The organism is Metabacillus sp. KUDC1714 (assembly GCF_014217835.1).
GTDB lineage: Bacteria > Bacillota > Bacilli > Bacillales > Bacillaceae > Metabacillus > Metabacillus rhizosphaerae.
The window spans coordinates 3,330,446-3,350,739 of the sequence record NZ_CP055263.1 but is presented as its reverse complement, the minus strand read 5'-3'; the positions used below and the strand labels follow the sequence as shown (position 1 = coordinate 3,350,739).

Genomic DNA, 20,294 nt, shown 5'->3' with positions numbered 1-20,294 from the left:
TTCATATGTCAACCGGATGACATATAATTCAAAAAAATTTTTCAGGCTATATTTACTGTTTTATGAGAAAGCCTGAGTGGGATGATTCACCCACTTACTTTCTACGTCGTTTCACTATCAATAAGCTTTACAGGTAAGATCGTTTCTAATTGAATGTCATCATGCGGACCATCTATTTGTTGGATTAATATTTCAACCGCCTTTTCAGCGATTTCCTTAATGGGTTGTTCCACTGTACTTAATTCAGGTAATAGCAATCTTGTCGTCTCAGTACCATCATATCCTACAATTTTCAGATCGGCTGGAATGTTAATCTTCCTTTTTTTAGCTTCTCTTATTACTTTTGAAGCAATTAAATCATCACTAGCAAAAATACCATCAACTTGAGGATTTTCATTAAATAGTCTTAATATTATCTCTTGAACAGCTTCTGCAGTTGCTCTATAAGGAAATTCATATGTTATAGGGTTCAAGTGATTACTTCTCATCACATCTTCATAAGCCCTTCTTCTCAAGTTTGCCGGAGTTTCTAAAAAGTCTGGACCATTTATGTGAAATATATGTTTACAGCCTTTATCAAGTAATAGTTGAGTAGCTTGCTGACCACCATTGTAATTATCACTTGATACAACAGGTATTGTGCTTGATAAGTAGCGATCAATTCCGACAACTGGGAGTTTTGGTATGTCATATTCCTCAATTCCCCTATTATGTGCCCCAGCAATTATTCCATCAACTTGATTTCTTTGGAGCATTTTTACATAGTTTGTCTCTTTATCTTCACGATTTTGACTGTTGCAAAGTAAAACCTTATACCCTAAAGATGCACATGTATTTTCCAAATGAAAAATAAGCTGACCGTAAAAGGGGTTATTTGTTGTTGGAAAAATAAGACCTATTAAATGTGTTTTCTTAATGAATAGAGACCTCGCAACTTCATTAGGAAAATAGTTTAAATGTTCCATTGATTCTTGAACCTTTTTTCTCGTTTTTTCGCTTATATAGCCGCGATTATTTAATACTCTAGAAACAGTTGTTGGTGAGACACCTGCATGTTTGGCAACGTCTTCAATTTTCGGTTTCACATTAAACCTCCTCCCATGTTTCGTTTTAGAAAAGTGATATAAACTTTTAATAATGTAAAAATATAGTATTTGAATTCTTTATTTTCCGATAATAATCTTACCATATTTAAAGATGAAAGCGACAATACTATTTTTTAACACTATCTTCTAAGAAATGAATAGGACCTGTAAAAAGGTCCTAGCGAGTTGAAACATCTAGAAAATAAATTCGTGAATTACATTCCGAACTAAATCTATAAAAACCTTTCTGAACCAGCATCAGAAAGGTCTTTAAAACAGCATTTAGTGAAAACTCAAATTTTCATTTTAATTGGTTCTGTTAAACTGTTGATTTCCGCTGCAGGAGTTCGCTTTCCGTTGGCGGTCCGGGAGTCTCACTATCCGCTCCAATCAACAAATTTCAAAATAAATTATGAGCTTTAACAGAGCATTTTAATTAAGTGCAATTTATTTCCTATCTCCATCTTTCTTCTCTTTCTTCTTTTTGTCTTTGCTTATCGGTTCTTCTGAATTTGAATCTTCTCCTCCTTCAGTATGAACAGGTACATTTACGTCATCTAGATTAATATGGCCCCATCCTCCAGTATGCTGATCGACTAGCTGAAGATATAGCTCTTTACCTATTAATTCTGATGCATCCCAGCGTACACGACGATATGCTTCGCCATTATGACCAGTTGCTTTTTTCACAATTTCTTTTGTTTGCGCATCTATTAGAGCTAAATATAATAGTTGTTCATCAGCACCACCTGATGTTAAGAAATCAATTTGACCATCTCCACCAAGTGTAAAGGTTTCTGACTTTATTATGCCAGTTGCAGAATCCCCGCCATGATCTGGATGGAAGCCCCATAGATGGTTTCGATTAGGATCTGTTGAAGTTGTAGCTTGCCCGAATGGACCACCCCAGCCCCAATCATTTTTGTTAGTAATGTGGTCATTTGTAAAGGCATTTCCTTCTACAATTGTCCATCCCGACAAATCACCGGATTGAAAATCGTGATTCGTTAACTCACCATGAGGAATTTCTTCGGACTCATCCCCATAATATGCTGGTACAACATTGTCACTATAAGCTGAGCCAATTTCATGTACCTCCATAGCTACTACTTTAGCTTTACCATTTTGACTCCATAGTTCGATTCCGATAGCATCTGCTCTTGTTGGATATGCTCTTGTCGTTATACTTTTTTTACCATTAGCATAGGCTTCAATCATTGATCGATCTAGGTAAATATGGAGCTTTAGATTTTCACCATCAAGAGAAAGTGTTCCCTTACTACTTGTTTTTGCAATATCGGGATCTAAACTCATTTTTGTAGCATCCACTCCAAATTCTTTAGAATCTTCATCAAAATATAAATTTACTTCTTCTGAAGAATCTGATGATTGTCTTACTTTAATACCATATTTTTCATCAGAGTTCGCTTTAACCTCAAGCGTAATTTCTAACATATCGCCCTTTATATTAGCTAATCGTTCATTTGCTTTTGAAATCGTTTTATTTTTAAGACCTAATAACTTTTCACCACGAAGCGTACTTAATTCAGTAATTGGTTCTATTCCAAGCTCACCGTTTTCTAATAGAGATAATTCTAATGGCAAACCAGCATTATGGGCCCATCCAGCATCAAAATGCTGCTCATCAGTTCTTCGGTCTTGAGCAATACTAAATAAAATTGAACGTCCATTTTCATCAATCATCCCACTTGGCCCTGTAAAATGCTCGCCATAATCAAATAACTTTGGCTCTTCATGATCAGGTATAAAACGATTGGTTTCTTTGTCCCATGAACCAATCCAGTGGTAAACATATTTTACGTTATGTTCACTGTAGTTTTTAAACCATGGATTAATGAAAAATACATATTTTTGTTGACCTTTAGCATCTTTTCCGATCGGTAAAAACACCGGTAATTCCCAAACATCACCTGTTTTAGGATATGACTTTGAATCCCCTACAAAGAAAGGTCCCTTGTATTCCCAATTTTCTAAATCCTGAGATGTGTAAAGTAAGGCTGTACCTCCAACATTCTCAATACCCGAGCCAACAATTTGATACCATGTATCACCATCTTTCCAAACAAAAGGATCACGGAATTGACCATACATAACAGTCCCTTCCTCTGCTGGCAAATTAGGCTCTTGAATGGTTACAGGTTTTGGTAACATATCCCAATCCTTAAGCATTGGATCTGTTACATCAACTGGTTTTGCTAAACCTGTCATTTGGTTTGGTGTTTTGCTATCATCCCCTGCAGTAAAGAAAAGAACAGGATCACCATTTTTATCAAAGTTTGCTCCACCTGACCATACACCATCGGGTGAAACACCTGAAGGAGCTAAAGCTACTGGAGCATCTTCCCAATAAACCAGATCATCACTTACTGCATGACCCCAATGAATTTGGTGCCAATAAGGTCCTTGCGGGTTATGCTGATAAAAAATATGATATTTTCCGTTATACACAAACGGAGCATGTGGTTCATTCATCCAATGACCAGGTGAAAGAAAATGAAATTGTGGTCTATAACGATCACCATCATATACACTTCGATCAAAAGATAAATCAGGGCTAGGCAATTGTCCCCCATTGTTTTCGATTACTTGATGATAATTTGATTTTATTTCTTCATCTGTTAAAGATTTATTATAGATTTTTAATTCATCAATCATTCCGTTAAACATATTTGCAGTAAACGAACTTAATACGGCAGCAGAATTATGTTTACCTATTAACAAATCATTTTCAGTAGCTGTTATGGAGGCATTTTCTGGAGTTTCTACTTCTCCAACTAGCTCACCATTTAAAAAGAGCTTCATTTTTTGCTTATCTTGATCAAATGTGGCAACGACATATGACCATTTATCTTTTTCAAGAGGTTTATTATCTGCAGCCCATACCTCTTTCCATTCACCATTTATACCTGCTTGAAACGACCATTTACCATGTCGGCCCATTCCTAAAATATAGCCTTCACCTTTAGCTTTGTTATGTTGATTTACAATAGCTGAAAGTTGACCTAGATCACCCCATTCATATGACCGTGGTGCTACCCATGCTTCTATTGTTAGTGCATCATTAGGCTGTCTTGATTTCGATACAGGTTGTTTAATAAACGTAGAATATCCATCAAATAAAAGCGCATTGTTTATTACCCCTTTTCTCCAAAGCGGATCACTTGATGGTTTATATTCTGCATCTGTAAAGACATATTCCACCTTTAGTTCTTCATTTTTGACTACATCAAGAATGGTATTGCCTTTGATTTCGTCGAAGTTCCAATGGCTTAAAATTCCGCGATTTTGAACTTGAAAATCATCCACATTTATATGACCAAAGCCTCCCGTATGTTGATCAACAACCTTGATATAAACAGCTTCACCTAAGTAGTCCGCTGCATTCCAGGTTACACGTTCATATGTTTCTGATTCAGGACCCGTTGCTTTAATTAACTCTTTTCCATCTGAAGCTCGTACCAGTGCAACATATAAATCATATTTATTTTCACCATCGACCTCATCTCCGCCGCCGATAAGGAAAGAGATTTCTCCATTCCCAGACAAATGAAAGGTATTTGAAGTTAAACTTCCTGTTCTTTTATCTGCTTCTTCTGGTGCTACACCTTGAAAGCCCCATAGATGATAGTTCCCTTTATGTTCAAATGGGATTTCAGTGTCCCAGTAGGTTGCTTGACCAGTAACAGTCCCAGCAAATGCATTTCCTTCAGCTGTCCAACCAGTCAAGTCCCCTGTTTCAAACCCTGGGTTTAATAAGTTATTTTTAATTTTTTCTTCTTCCTTATAAACATGAAAATCATCCACATTAATATGTCCGAAGCCACCTGAGTGATAATCAACTACTTTTATATAAAGAGCTTCACCAATATACTCAGAAGCATTCCATTTTACTCTACGATATTTTTCTGTATTCGCCCCAGTTGCCTTCATAAGTTCCTCACCAGTTGACGCACGAACAAGTGAAACATATAACTTATTAAGATCTTGGCCACCACCAACTAAAAAGTCAATTTCCCCATTGCCCTCTAGTACAAAGGCCGATGACTTCATGACACCTGTACGTAAATCTGACTTTTCATCAGATTTCGCACCTTGAAATCCCCATGCATGATAGTCACCTTCATGCTCAAAAGGACCACCCCAAAATTCTGTAGCATTTGAGACAGGTGCTCTAAACGCTGATCCAGTAACTGTCCAGCCTGATAAATCTCCTGTTTCAAAATTAGGATTTTCGAGTGAATTAGGAAGATTACCAACATCTATATCTTCTTGATTAGTAGTAAAGGTAGCTTCTTTCATCGGATAAAAAGCTAGTGAATTTAACGTTACCTCACCGTCTTTAGCAAATAAATCTATTTGTCTACTAGTTTCACTTGGAAAGATTTGATTTGTAAATACAGCTGCTCCTTCATCTGCAAATACCTCAATAGAAGAACGATCCACCAATAGTTTGATATTCAGAATTCCATCTTTCACAGTCAAATTTGTATGTTGAATAGAGGGAAAGTCTTTATGAAAATCAGTCTTACCAGATTGTGTCCGGTCTACAGATAGTTTTTCTTCTGCGATATTATAAGAAACCGTTGTACTCTCATTTTCACCTTTACGTACATGAAACCCAAATTCATTCGCTGTTGCATCACTAAGATTAAATTCTGCATCAATCTCAAACATATCTGCTTCAACATCTTTTAAGATATTTTCAGTAGAAATTTTCTTATTGGTTATTTTCACTTCTTTTGCAGTATCTCGTAAACTTTTTAATTCATTTACTGGTTGCTGTTTTAAAAGGATTCCTTCCTCCTTCTCAATTAATGACAACTCACGTGGGATTGTCGTAGCACCTCTCCAAGGTGAAGTTGGAATTTGTCCAGCATATTGAGCAGGGTTATTCATCCATCCTAACCATATTTGACGACCATCTTCAGGTTGATGATATGTGTTGCTCCAGGTGACAGCAGCGTAAAAATCAGCTCCGAAATCAGCCCACTTAAATTCTTCAGAATTTTCATCAGGGGTAAATGTTTTCCCATCAAAATTCCCGACATAGTAGTGTAAACCTGTTCCACCAGTTGGTGATGGATTAATACTCACTGTTAACACCCATTTTGATCCTGTCTTGTTACCACTCTCGTCATAGACCGGCAACTCGAAAAGATCTGGGCATTCCCATAAACCAAGTTCTGCTGCTTTTGGATCGGAAAATTCACCAACTTTTGTCCACTCTAATAGATTACTAGATGAATAAAAATCAATTTGCTTCCCACTTGTGATAACAAAAATCCATTGGTTACTTTGTTCATGCCAAAAAACCTTCGGATCACGGAATACACCTGATCCACCATTACTTGCCTTCAAGTCATTAGGCATCGTCAGAATTGGATTTTTGTCTAATGTTGTCCATGTTCGACCATTATCCACACTATATGTAGCACTTACATGTTGATTATCTCCTCCATTTTCACTGGTATAAAGAGCGACCATTGGTGGATTTTCCTTAGTTCCTAGACCTGACGTATTATCATGATCAACAACTGCACTACCTGACCATGCAAATCCATTTTCATCTGGGTAGATCGCAATCGGGTAATGCTCCCAGTTCACTAAATCCTTACTAATAGCATGACCCCAATACATTGGTCCCCATACTTTATCTGTGGGATTATGTTGATAAAACAAGTGATATTCTCCGTTATGGTACACCATTCCATTTGGGTCATTCATCCAATTTTTCATAGGAGAAAAATGAAATCCCGGACGATATATTTCTTCATTTTCCACTGGAAGTGAAGCGGAGTTTACCGTCGCTAAATACGGAATAAATAATTGAATCGTTAGCATGAAAATAAGAAACAAATGCAGAAGTTTCGTTCGCTTAATTATTTGAAACACGCCATCACCTTTTTCTCGAATATTTTTATCCTTTTGGCACCGCTTCCAATATTGAGTTAGAAATTTTCCCCTTAAATAATAATGATTTAGATTAGCTACTAACGACATAAATAAGTTCTAAAATCATCGTTCATTGTAAATATAGAGATCTTCTTTCTTTACGTAATCGATTACGTAAATACCATTTCTATAGCTTTCAAGGAAAATACGACTTAATTCTTCTTATGTTCTATGCTTCCTTCACCTTTCCTTAGATGAGAAACATACCATGACCACCCCCTTTAGTTAGATGAGAAACATACCATGACCACCCCCTTAGTTAGAATAACGACTTTATTTATTGACAATCGATCATACCGAAGAATCTTTCAACTTTTCAATTAATCTATCATTAGACAAGATTTACTTATATAATCGTTTACGTAATCGATTAAATGAAAGATTCAATACTGATATCATCTTATATCAGTATTGATATGGTTAAGCAAAAGGATTAAATAGATTTGCGAATAACCATTTCTGTTGATAGTCGGTATTCCTCAAATATTTTTTCAGGATTATTAATTCTCTCTAATAATGCTTCTCCAGCGGTAACACCTAATTCAAATGCCGGCTGTTTAATAACGGTTAAAGGAGGAGTAGTAATTTTTGCCCAATCATAATCATCATAACCAATGACAGCTAGTTCCTCAGGAATTTTCGTTTGGCTTTCTTGTAAATATGCCATAGCCCCCATTGTCATGACATTATTTGCAACAAGTAATGCTGTTATCTTTTCTTTTTCCATTAGTTCTTTTGTTAGTTTATAACCTGTATCAAAACTTGCATCTCCGATTTTGATAAGTGATGACAATACAGGAATGTTGTGTTCTTCTAGTTCTCTTTTATAGCCACTAAGACGTTCATCACTAGTTGATATTCCTAATGCTCCCGATACATACCCGATTTTTTTATGTCCCTTTTGGAAAAGTAATTTAACAGCTTCATTTGTCCCTTGAAAGTTATCAACTAAGACACAGTCTCCATCATAACCTTGCGGCTTTCGATCAATAAACACAACCGGATAAGTTCCACTTAATGTATTCTCTAAATAGGATTGATCGGTACCTGTAGGAGCCATAATTAATCCGTCGATTAGCTGAGCATTATATGCTTTAATTTGTTCTTCCTCATTTTCCGGTTGTTCATTTGAGTTACTCAAAATCAAATTATAGCCGTGCTCTTTTAATTTATTTTCAATTCCTTGAGCGATTGACATAAAGAAAAAATTGGAGGTATCTGAACCCATTACTGGAATTAGGAGCCCGATTGTTTTTGATTTAGAACTTCTTAAACTCCGCGCTGCAGAATTTGGCCGGTAGTCAAGCTCTTTCATTGCTTGGATCACTTTTACCTTTGTTTCTTCGGCAACAAAACGTGTTTGATTAATTACATGAGAAACTGTCGCCGTAGAAACTCCTGCTTTTTCAGCTACATCTTTCATGCTAGCTGCGGGTTTTTCTCCGCCTTTTACACCATACATATTATTACCTCGTATAATTAGTTTGGATTGTGAAATAGACCTTGTCGGAACATTTCATTCTTCGTTTTTGTTTAAAACCTGTACTAGTTTAAACTCTTTAAAAGGAAACTCTATTAATCTTGGTTGTTGATTTCAGCTGCAGGCGTTCGCTTTCCGCGGGCAGTCCGGGAGAGTCTCCTCGATGCATTGCACCCGCGTAAGACTCCCTTGGACTCGCACTCCAGCAGGAGTCTAACGCCTTCCACTCCAATGTCAAAATCAACTGGACTATAACAAAGCCAAAAAGTAAACGATTACCTACTCGTTTCATTTAACATTATTACAACTTGAAAGCCCTGTCAATAAATAAGGAAATATACTAAATACCGACTTTTAAAGGGTTTAATTTAGTTAGAGTGTATCGATTTTAACTTCCATACCTCCATTGATTTTACTGTAACATTTCCCCATATTTTTAGACCTAGAGAGTCTTTTCTATTTGGATACACCCTTGTCGTTAAACTTTTTAATCCATTTGCATAAGCCTCTATCATTGATCTGTCCAAAAAAATATGAAGTCTTAAATTTTCTCCATTTAGCTCTAACTTTCCCCCTTGAACTCCTTTTGTCAACTCTTCTTGATTTTGGGTGGTTTTTTCTCGATTGACATTGAATTTTTCATCTACTTGATCATAGTAGATCAGTGTCTCTTCTTCACCCTCAGGAGAGCACCGTACCTTTATTCCATACTGTTTTGTCTTATTTGAATACAGTTCCAATTTTATTTCAAGCATATCGCCCATTACATTTTTTAATAATTTATTAACTTCTTGAGATGATTTGTTCACCATGCAGATTAGCTTTTCTGTTCGCAGGGACTGAAGCTCTTCAATTGGTTCAACCCCAAGACGACCATCTTCCCTCAATGTTAAATGAACAGGAAGACCGCCATTATGTGCCCAACCAGCTAAATACTCATTTTTAGGTGTACGGTTCCCTTGTGTGATCGTAAACAAAATCAACCGACCTGTTTTCGGATCAATCATTGCGCTTGGACCAGTAAAATGAAAATCACCAACATCAATAATCTGAGGCTCATCATCATCAGGTATAAAGCGAAAATGTTCCTTATCCCACACACCCAACCAATAAAAAACCTCTACATCTGCCCCTTTTCCAACTGGGCTAATTATTAAAATATGCTTCCCGCTTCGCATTGGCAGTAAGATAGGAAGCTCCCAAACTTCTCCTAGGTATGGAAATTTTTGATTTTGATCTTCGTATAGTAGGCCATGATAATCCCACTTTATCAAATCAGTTGAAGTAAACCCTGTAATTGCACCACAAATCCCCTCAATACCAGAACCAACAATTTGATACCATGTGTCTCCTTCACGCCAAACAAAAGGATCACGGAAACCATCATGATGAAGGTTTCTCCCTTCAGGTTGCACTGTTACTGGCTCAGGATGCTTCACCCACTTTATTAAATTAGAATCATGATCAAGTAAAAAAGTGCTCCTGGCTAAACCTGTCATTTGATTTGGGGACTTTTCTAAATTCCCTGCTGTAAAAAATAAAACAGGCAAACCATCTTGATCATAACTAGCATGACCCGACCATATCCCATCAGGTGCCAAGCCATCATCTTCAGTTGATAAAGCAATAGGTACATCAATCCAATGAACCATATCAGTGCTTATCCAATGCCCCCACTGAATATTCCCCCAATAGGGCCCTTGAGGGTTATGCTGGTAAAACAAATGATATTTCCCTTGAAAATATAGTGGTGCATGAGGTTCATTCATCCATTGTCCCGGTGCTGTTAGATGATATTGAGGTCGATGGCGGTCATGTTCTAGAATTACCCGATTAATCTTGATATCATCATAAGGAATAGAAGGAATTTCTCCACTAAATGGAAGTAAATAAGTATGAAAGCAATCCATTATTTCCTCTGCAGAGAGTGCTTGATTATGAATCTTTACTTCATCTATTAATCCATTAAACATATTTAATGAAAAAACATCAGCAACTATTTTTGAATGATTATTCTTTCCAATTAGTAAGTTCTCATGGCATGAGGCAATAACAGCAGAGGTATGTAGTTTCTTTGCTTCAATTTCTCTCCCATTTAAATACAATTTCATTTCTGCTTCTCTACTATTAAATACCGCTACAATGTAAGACCATTGATTTCTAGGTAATGGATGATTATTAGCCCAAATCTCTAGCCAATCTTCTTCAATTCCCACTTGAAGCGACCATTTTCCATGTTTATAGACACCTAGTATATACCCCTGTTTTTCTTTTCGATTGTGTTGATTAACAATCGCAGTGAGCTTTTCATCCTCATTACCACCAAAAGACCTCGGTGCTACCCATGCCTCAATTGTTAATGCTTCTCTACATATATTACTATTTTTATATTTTCTAGTTACCCAAGTAGAATATCCATCAAATAGTAACGCATGACCAACTATTCCTTTTCTCCACTGCGGCTCACTTGACGGCTGGAAGTGTGCATGATTAAAAACATAACTTATTGGGTCCCTCAATTTTTGAATGGAATCCTCCACCTCTTTGCCTTTTCCTTCATCAAACGACCAATGAGCAACCAAGCGCTTAGACATAACCTGCCCCCTTGTTAGATAAACGAAATCAATTTGTAAATAACCCTCCAAAAAATACAAGCTGGACAAGCTATGTATTTTTTCCAGCTTGCATTTCTAAGAATTATCTCAAAGTAGTTATGACTGATTTTGATTAAATCGATCAAGGCCTTCTTGATAGATTTCCATCAATTTTTCTAACCCCATATCATTAAGTTGTTTCAGGTAATCATCCCACTCTTTTTCAATGCCGCCCTCCATTAGCCAATGTGCTTGCTTTTGGTTAACAAATTCTTTGATTTCTACTTCAATTTGATTAATCGTATCTAGTTCTTCTGGGCTGAAGAAAATTTGCGGGTAGTTTTCTTCTTCTAAATATGGTGCATATATATTTTTAATATTATCTAAACGTTCTTTTGCACGAGGCTCCATATCAACTACAGTACCAAAGTCTTCTCTTAGTACAGCAGTAGGTCCATTAGGAGCAACCTTTTGGCGAAGTTCTCCCATAGCTATTCCTTCTGGAAGCTCTTTATTGACCAACATTCCATTTTCATCTTCCTCATAAATTTCCCCAATCGGCCCCCAGCTAATCTGTGCTGACATTTTTGGTTCATACAACTGATCAACCCATCGCATTGTAATTTCTGGGTGTTTATTAGCTGAGGTGATGACAAATGCACCTCGTTCATACTCAGAGTAGTTTGAGCGCCCTACTACAATATCACCGTTTGGACCTTCTAATGGAGGCAGAAGGACATAATCATCCTTACGTTCAGGACCAACAACCTCTTCCGTTTCCCACCAAATGTAGGAGCCTAATGTAGGAGCTTCTGTTTTACCTTTTGCTAGATATTGTGTTGCGTCTTGTGTAAAGGATTCTTGATCAATTAGACCCTCTTTTACCCATTTATGATAATATTCAATCGCTTCTTTATATTCAGGCTGAGCAGCTGTGAAAATAACTTTTCCATCACGTACAATTCGATGATCAACGTTATCTGGCATATTAAATGAACCAAACATATCACCGAAGTTTCCAGTCCAAAAATTATACATAAAGCTTAACGGTATTTCATCTTGCTTTCCATTTCCATTTGGATCCTTCTCTTTAAAGGCTTTCAAAACATCATGGTATTCTTCTAGAGTGGAAGGTACTTTTAATCCTAGTTTATCTAACCACGTTTTATTGATAGAGTGAAAGTTTGGAACAGATGATAACCCCATTTCCTCTGCACGTGGAAGAGAATAGATATGACCATCAGGAGCTGTTACCATACTCTTGATCTCTGGTCTTCTTTCAAATAGCTTTTGAATATTTGGGGCATACTCCTCAATTAATTCTTCTAATGAAATAAGCGCTCCGCTTTGACCATACTTAACTATATCTTGATCTGTAAATTCTGCTTTATAAAAGGCATCTGGCAGATCACCACTTGCTAGCATTAGATTTTTCTTTTCTTGATAGCCATCTCCCGGAATATTATTCCACTCAATATGAACATTTGTCATTTCTTCTAACTGTTGAACGATGGCCATTTCATTATAATTTGGTGCAAGAGGAGCTTTTGGTGATACAAAATTTAATGTTATGCTCTCATTAACAATCGGCAATCCTGTTTTATTAAAAGCACTTTTCGATTCCTTTTGTTTGTTTGAAGTTTCATTAGAAGTACAAGCAGTTAACAGAAGAACGGAGCTTAACATCACCGCTGAGAAGATCTTTAATCCCTTTTTCATTTACTTTAACCCCCTTGTTAATGATTCTAATTAAGCAATGTTTTGTATCCTTATCCTTGTAATCACCTCCCTTTAGTGAAAGTAAACAACAAGCAAAATCACAATCATTTCATCTAACTAAATCTTTTTTCAAAAATGGGCATAAGCGGTCAAAAAGGGTAATGTGACATTAATAATGTCACAAAATAGCGGTTAATGATTATTATCATGGTAGTTTTATTTTGGTGAAGACTCGATAATGGAAGATAAATAGTGTATGTTGTACAAACTCTCTGAGGTAATCGATTACGTAACACTTTCTAAAAAGTGAATATCTCTGATATTCATGTGTTCTCTCACTCTATTAATTTCAGATTATGTAATCGTTTGCGTAATCGATTAAATAAATAATAAATCATTCAACCATGATATGTCAACTACATGTAGAAAGCGATTTCAAAATAATCCTAAAATGTTTTTTCTCTAAATGAGTGACTTTTCTTTGATAAACTCAAAAAAAAGATTTTTCAGTTTAAACTCCTTATTTCATAATCTTATTTTCAACGTTAACTGTAAAAAAAAACCTAAAATGAGTAAGAATTTGTAGACAAACGTACATACTTCGTACAACATTTTAGGTCTTGCCTGCTTCCCAGTCACAAAAGTATTAATATTCACTTAATTAATACTCACTTATTTACTTGAAGGCACCTCAATCAACTTCCACTTCTGTGAAGCTTCACTATTAATTTCATTAATCTCTACAACTGTTCCATCTTCTATTTTGCGGTCTGGCACATCCAGCGCCTTTCCGCTGTTCACTACGTTAAATGTCACTGTACCGTCCCAATTATCTATAATTCTCCACTGTTGGTTACCGTAGCCAAAGTACTCCCATATCTGTACATCATCTCCATTAGAGGTTCCAGAAGCATCTAAGACTTTGTTACTGTTTTGGGAAAGAACTTTGTAAATACCAGATGGCTCCCCTTCTATATTCCATACCTGTTCCAAGGTACCACGCTTAGGTCTTATCATCACTTTTGAGCCATTTGATGTTCCAGCAACAGTAAGGGCCTTGCCACTATTATCTTCAACGATCTTATAAGAAGTTTTACTCTCCACAACAGTTGTTCCAATAACCTTTCCATTGTTTGCAACTGCTGAAATAGTCGCTCTTCCATATCCCACTAATTTTACATCTGCACTAGATTCATCAATTTTTTTCACCTCAGCGATAGCTGGATTACTAGTTTGCCATTTGATTCTTTGATTTTTGGCAGACCTTGGGAGTATTGATGTAGATAACCTATGTGACTGTCCAATCCTGAGTTCAAGCTTGCTATGATCCATTACAACTTTGTTTGGTGATGTCCCTTCATTAGATTCAGCTTTCCAGATCCCAGCTAATGGATACACATTTAGAGAAACAATTTTTACATTTCCGCCCTTTGTATAAAAGCTCATTCCATCACTTGCTCCATCAGGAAAGACCACATTTGAGAAAACAGCTTGACCTTCATTTCCAAATACTTCAACCGATGACTCATCAACATAAATTCTCATTTTAACCCGTTTATTATTTGGTTTTATTGTTGCTTCATGATAAGTAGAAAACTTATCAGAAAAATCAATTTCTCCTGATTCGGAACGGTCGAAAAACATCTTTGAATCGGTAACATTGTAGCCTACTACTGTCTTTTGATCTTGATCCACTGATTCTCTAAGACGAAAGCCGAATTCTTCTAAACCATTTTCTTCAGGTAGCTCAAATTCTGCAACAATTTCATAGGCTGAGCCATTCAACTCTGAAAGCAAGTTGGGATCATCCATTTTTACAATCCTATTGCTCCTTGAGAATGCTGGTCCTCTTAGTTTTTCTAATTCTTCGATCGGGTTTTGCAACATACGAACCCCCTCACCTGGAACTGTTTTTAATGTTAATTCGCGGGGAATTGACATTTGTCCCTGCCATGGGGAAGTTGGAAAACTGAAAGGGTAATCCCAATTGCTCATCCATCCTAATGATATGCGACGACCGTCTGATGCAGGAATATCAGAAAATGACATGGCTGCATACATTTCTTTTCCATATTCATTTTTCAATACAAAACCCTCAGGATGATCACTAACAAAGCGTTTACCATCAAAGGTACCAACAAAGTATTCTGAATCAGATCCGTTCGTATTTGGGTTGGCACCTGTACTGATTGATAACACCCATTTTTTATTAGTTTCATCTCCATCTACCGGTAGTTGAAAGAAATCTGGACATTCCCACACTCCACCTCTTACATACTTACCATAGCCAAATGATTCGATAAGTTCCCAATTCAACAAATCCTTGGACGTGAAAAATCGGATATGATCTCCTCCTGAAACAACCATCACCCACTGCTTATGATCTTCATCCCAAACGACTTTTGGATCGCGGAAATCCCAGCCTTCACCACCATAAAATTCACCAATATTAGGGATAATCGGATTTCCATCATAAAACTCCCATGTTCGTCCCTTATCCCGACTATAAGCCACACCTATCTTTTGATCTCCATTGTGCTTAGCTGGATTGAAAGATGTGTAATAGGCAATTAATCCCGAGCCTTCTTCATTAAACAATCCTGAAACATTATCATGATCAACTACTGCTGAGCCTGACCATGCATGCCCCATCTCATTCCAAGGGATCGCGATCGGCAATCTCTTCCAATGGACGAGGTCTGTACTAACAGCATGTGCCCATTTGCCGCCATCTTGGTGAAAGAGATGGTATTCTCCTTCATAATAAACCAATCCGTTAGGGTCACTTGCTGAACCTCTTGCTTGGGTAAAATGATACTGTGGTCGATATAGCTCTGAATAATAATCATCAAATGTCGTCGCATAAACATTTTGAAAATAGGCGGTTCCGTTATACACATTTAAACCAAATTTCCCATTAGAATAAGCAGAATCTTTTACATTTATGACAGGGTCAGCATATCCATCTACATATACCTTAAAATTCGATCCCTCTGCATGAACTTCAAAATGATATGTCTTGCCTACTTCAACATTTCTATCTGCCATACTAACAGTTCTATCTCCATTTAGATCCAATAAACGAATTTTATTTAAATTAGGATCAAGTTTTAGCATATACCCTCTTGTTGCATCTGAATTTGCACGAAAAACGAGTCCTGCCGTTCCATATGCAGTATCTGCATCCACCTTTACGTCACCTTCTAGAACGAAATCCGCTTTCGTTGTTTCAGCTACTTGATACGTATTATTAGCTCCCAAACTAACTCCTTTCACCCCTTCAAGATGTGGAGCCCATTCTCCATTATAGGAAACCCATCCATCTAAATTTGAATTCATTTCACTTATTTTTATGTTTTGAAAGACTACACTGCCATTTGACGCATGAAGTCCTAAGAAACCTTCCGTATAGACATCACTATCAACACGAATCACAGGTTCCGAATGGTTTTGCCAGTATACTTTTAAAGAAGTACCCTCCGCTTTTATGCGGATATGATAAAGGTTACCTGATTCGATTGAAACATTGCTTTTAGCAATTTCTTTATTTTGTTTCGTATTATATAAGCGAATACGATCTGATTTAGGATCTATTTGCAATCCATACCCCTGCAAACCTGATTCATTTGAACGAAAAATTAATGTTCCTACTGCATTTTTGTCTTTCACAATAACATCTGCTTCATAATTGAAATCCGTAACAGATGTATGTGATACAGCATAAATATCTTTTTTTGATTCAGTTGTACCAACTAATCCTTCTGCAGAAGTAGCCCATTTATCTTCTTGCATTTTCCAATTTGTTAGATTTGTTCTGACCTCATGTACGGACACTTTACTAAAGGTTGCTGTCCCATTATCAACATGAAAGCCTGTAACTCCTTTTAAATATCGTGAATCCTTTACATTCAAAATCATTTTTTCATTCAAGAATACTTTAATTGTTGGTCCATCAGCAATTATTTTTAATTGATAGCTAACATCTGTTTCAATTTCTTTTTTAATAGGCTTTCCTATATTTAAACCAGTTTTTCTATCAACTAATTGAATTTTATTCTTTTTTGGTTCTAAGCTAAGCATATAGCCACCTTTGCCTACTTGATCCGCTCGAAATACAATAGAACCTAACGCCCTAGAAGAATCAATCATTACATTTGCTTTATAGACAAAATTACTCCCAACCTCGGTAGTTGATAAGTTAATTGCAGGTTGTTTCTTTCCACTTTTACCTCTGATATCACCGCTTGATTCTTTCGACCAAGTACCCGATATAGGTAAATAACCGAATATAGCAGCTTTATGTTCAGATGCCGTAACTTGAAGATGACTATCAATATATAAAGCTGAGAAAACGAATACGATTAGCAAAGCTAATTTAATAACATTTGATTTCTTATTTTTCATTTAATCACATCCTATATATATATATTTAAGCGCTTTCAAAGCTGATGATAAAAAAAGGATTGAAGGTTAAATTTACGACTATACCAAATTTTTATATTTATTCTAGCTAAAATGTAGGCTGTTTAGGTAGTTACAGCAATTTGTGAATAATCACTAGGCAAGCATTTTATTAGTACCAACATTAACGCCCATGATAATGCAGCTATAATAAGGGATACTCCCCCTAGTGTGCTAGACATATTGATGTCATCAATTCCAACTATGGTAATAACACCTATAGTGGCTTAACTAACTTAAATAGCCTCCTTAAAAGTTAATGGAGATGACAGTTAACCAGTCTGATTGCATTAACACTCTTTGCATCAGCATTTTTCGAACATGATAGAAAAATGCTGATGTTTTTAGTCTAAAAAATTATAATCTATGAAACTTCCTCAATATTCGGGATTGCAGCAATTGCTCCTACCTTCATACAAACCATTGCACCTACTCTATTGCTAAAAGTAATGACTTGTTTAAGATGTTCAAAGTCTTCTAAAGTATTTTTAGGATCTCCTGCTTTAGCCAATTGAAAAAGTGTTGCTCCTACAAATGCATCACCAGCACCAGTGGAATCAATTGAGTTTACTTTGATACTCGGAACAATCTCAGTATTTTCTCCATTAGAGATAAATGTTCCCTCTTTTCCAAGTGTTACGGCAATTACTTTTGCTCCCAAGTTATGAAGTGATAAAATTCCTTGTTTTATATCATTCATTCCTGTTATAATCCTCAACTCATCATCACTTACCTTTACAAAATCTGCTAAGGCTATTCCCTCTTTAGCTAAATCAATAAATGTTTGTATTCTATCTGGCCACAGGTCTTTTCTAAAGTTAGGATCAAAAGAAATAAATTTATCTGCTTCTTTTGCTGTTCTCATTGCATTTAAATAAGTAGATTGAAAGGGATCCTCTAATAGAGCAGTAGCTGATCCGAAATGTAAAATGTTACTTTCTTCAAGTTTCTTTTTATCCAGTTCATCTTCAGATAAAAATGCATCAGCTCCTCGATTAAACACAAAATCCCTTTCTCCGTCTGCTTTTAGTGATACAAAAGCTAGTGTCGTTGGATGTTCCTTATCTAATACGATCATAGAAGTATCAACATTTAGATCATCTAATGTTTTCTTTAAAAAGTGCCCAAACGGATCATTGCCTACTTTCCCACAGAACTTTGCATTACCACCAAGTTTCACAATCGTGGCACACACATTTGCAGGGGCTCCCCCTGCTTGTTTTTCAAAACTCTGGCCATCAACTAAATCTATGTTTACATCTGTACAAAAAAAATCAATTAATAGCTCGCCAATGCAAATGACTGATGAACTCATATAAATTCCACCTTCCTTATGAGATTCTTAGCAAAATAAAGCTCTAACCACTTACCCGATTAGAGCTTTCAAAATATTTTTTAGTTTACTTCCAAATTGATTCTAGTTCAGTTACTTTTAATGTTGAGACATTTGTACTTCCGCCATTCGAGACCAATGTGAGACCTTTGCCAATCTCACTTGGGAAAATTAAGCTAGTCATGGCAATCTCACCATCATTTGCAAATAATTCGATTGATGAAGTATCAATAAACAGTTGAAGCTTTACTTTATTATTTTTCATTTTTAATGGCGCTTCTTGTACTGCTGGGAATGATGTTGAGAAACTATTTTCTCCTGAATTCGTTCTATCTACTAGTAGCGAACTATTCCTAACGTCATAACTAATAATGGTTTTTTCAGTCTCTGAATGCTGAATGAGTAAATCAAATTCCGATGAATTTATTTGTTCGAATTCAATTTCAATCTCCATTAATTTATTGTTCAAGTCAAAAAAAACAGAATTGTTCGAGTCAATGATGATTTCTTTATGAATATTCGTCTCTTTTCTTATTTTATTAATTTCTGATACAGGTTTTTGAACCAAGCGAACTCCTTCTTCGGTAGAAGTCATAGTTAACTCTCTCGGAAGTGTCATTGCGCTTCTCCACTCATTCGTCGGTACTTGATTTGCATATCGCCAGTTACTCATCCACCCAATATAAATTCTTCTTTCGTCTGGAGAATCAGACCAGGTAACACCAGCATAATTATCTCTTCCATAATCTAACCAAAGGATTGTATCATCGTCATTGTCATTTACAAAGGTTGTACCATCAAATTGACCAATGAAATATTGTGTTCTCGAACCTTCCTTAAATTCAGAGTTATCTCCAATGCTTACCAACATAGCCCATTTCTGATTGCTCTTGTCATCATCAATAGATAATTGAAATAGATCAGGGCATTCCCAAACGCCATCATGTGAACCTGCTTTATTTCCGAATTCACTTGCATACTCCCAATCTATTAAATTAGGGGATGTGTAAATGGTCACAGATTGTTCAGTAGCTAATACCATAACCCATTTATTCGTATCATGATGCCAAAATACCTTAGGATCACGATAATCTGTTATATTCACATCTGAAAGTACTGGATTCCCCTCATATTTCACCCAAGTTCTTCCATTATCAATACTATAAGCTAAACTTTGTCTTTGACGAGGGCGATCAGAATCCGGATAGTTATCAGCACTAGTATAAATAGCTACCAGTCCAGGTTGATCATCGAAAAATCCAGAAGTATTATTCCAATCAACAATTGCACTACCAGAAAAAATCGTTCCATGTTCGTCTGGAAATAATGCTATTGGAAGGTGCTCCCAATGAATTAAATCTTTACTAACCGCATGGCCCCAATGCATTGGACCCCATGTTGTTCCAAATGGATGGTGTTGATAAAACAAATGATATTCATCATTGAAATAAACCATACCATTAGGATCATTCATCCAATTTTCTTCTGGTGTAAAATGAAATTGAGGACGATACTGCTCTTTATATTTTTGTGCAACTTGATTATATTGTTGTTTCATATTTTTCACCTTTTCTAGTAATATAATTTTCTACCATCATTCAAATGGCTGTACCCACGTCATAGCAACGTACAGCCATCATAGTCATGTT

8 protein-coding genes and 1 pseudogene are annotated in these 20,294 nt (G+C 36.2%); all 9 read right to left on the bottom strand.

What is annotated here, in order from left to right:
- Nucleotides 1-101 precede the first annotated feature (101 nt).
- Nucleotides 102-1,085, bottom strand: coding sequence for a LacI family DNA-binding transcriptional regulator (locus HUW50_RS15550; RefSeq protein WP_066324526.1), 984 nt, complete (start codon nucleotides 1,083-1,085; stop codon nucleotides 102-104).
- Between the two features lie 447 nt (nucleotides 1,086-1,532).
- A complete protein-coding gene (locus HUW50_RS15545) occupies nucleotides 1,533-6,998 on the bottom strand; it encodes a GH32 C-terminal domain-containing protein (RefSeq protein WP_066324519.1) in 5,466 nt (1,821 codons plus the stop codon).
- A gap of 493 nt (nucleotides 6,999-7,491) precedes the next feature.
- Nucleotides 7,492-8,520 (bottom strand): LacI family DNA-binding transcriptional regulator, encoded by a 1,029-nt coding sequence (locus HUW50_RS15540; RefSeq protein ID WP_185653023.1) that lies wholly within the window; start codon nucleotides 8,518-8,520, stop codon nucleotides 7,492-7,494.
- Between the two features lie 386 nt (nucleotides 8,521-8,906).
- Nucleotides 8,907-11,132, bottom strand: coding sequence for a GH32 C-terminal domain-containing protein (locus tag HUW50_RS15535; RefSeq protein ID WP_066324517.1), 2,226 nt, complete (start codon nucleotides 11,130-11,132; stop codon nucleotides 8,907-8,909).
- 117 nt (nucleotides 11,133-11,249) lie between these two features.
- Nucleotides 11,250-12,851, bottom strand: a complete 1,602-nt coding sequence (locus tag HUW50_RS15530) for an ABC transporter substrate-binding protein (protein WP_066324507.1) — start codon at nucleotides 12,849-12,851, stop codon at nucleotides 11,250-11,252.
- A gap of 672 nt (nucleotides 12,852-13,523) precedes the next feature.
- A complete protein-coding gene (locus tag HUW50_RS15525; RefSeq protein WP_066324505.1) occupies nucleotides 13,524-17,255 on the bottom strand; it encodes a GH32 C-terminal domain-containing protein in 3,732 nt (1,243 codons plus the stop codon).
- A 125-nt stretch (nucleotides 17,256-17,380) separates the two neighbouring features.
- Nucleotides 17,381-17,539, bottom strand: a pseudogene (locus HUW50_RS27135) (EamA family transporter); the annotation flags it as partial.
- A 137-nt stretch (nucleotides 17,540-17,676) separates the two neighbouring features.
- Complete coding sequence (locus tag HUW50_RS15520; protein ID WP_066324503.1) at nucleotides 17,677-18,627, bottom strand: carbohydrate kinase family protein; 951 nt, start codon at nucleotides 18,625-18,627, stop codon at nucleotides 17,677-17,679.
- 85 nt (nucleotides 18,628-18,712) lie between these two features.
- Nucleotides 18,713-20,203, bottom strand: a complete 1,491-nt coding sequence (locus HUW50_RS15515) for a glycoside hydrolase family 32 protein (RefSeq protein ID WP_066324496.1) — start codon at nucleotides 20,201-20,203, stop codon at nucleotides 18,713-18,715.
- Nucleotides 20,204-20,294 lie beyond the last annotated feature (91 nt).

Coding starts and splice junctions, on each gene's coding strand:
- HUW50_RS15540 (WP_185653023.1), bottom strand. CDS start 8,520: ATGTATGGTGTAAAAGGCGGAGAAAAACCCGCAGCTAGCATGAAAGAT.
- HUW50_RS15535 (WP_066324517.1), bottom strand. CDS start 11,132: ATGTCTAAGCGCTTGGTTGCTCATTGGTCGTTTGATGAAGGAAAAGGC.
- HUW50_RS15530 (WP_066324507.1), bottom strand. CDS start 12,851: ATGAAAAAGGGATTAAAGATCTTCTCAGCGGTGATGTTAAGCTCCGTT.
- HUW50_RS15525 (WP_066324505.1), bottom strand. CDS start 17,255: ATGAAAAATAAGAAATCAAATGTTATTAAATTAGCTTTGCTAATCGTA.
- HUW50_RS15520 (WP_066324503.1), bottom strand. CDS start 18,627: ATGAGTTCATCAGTCATTTGCATTGGCGAGCTATTAATTGATTTTTTT.
- HUW50_RS15515 (WP_066324496.1), bottom strand. CDS start 20,203: ATGAAACAACAATATAATCAAGTTGCACAAAAATATAAAGAGCAGTAT.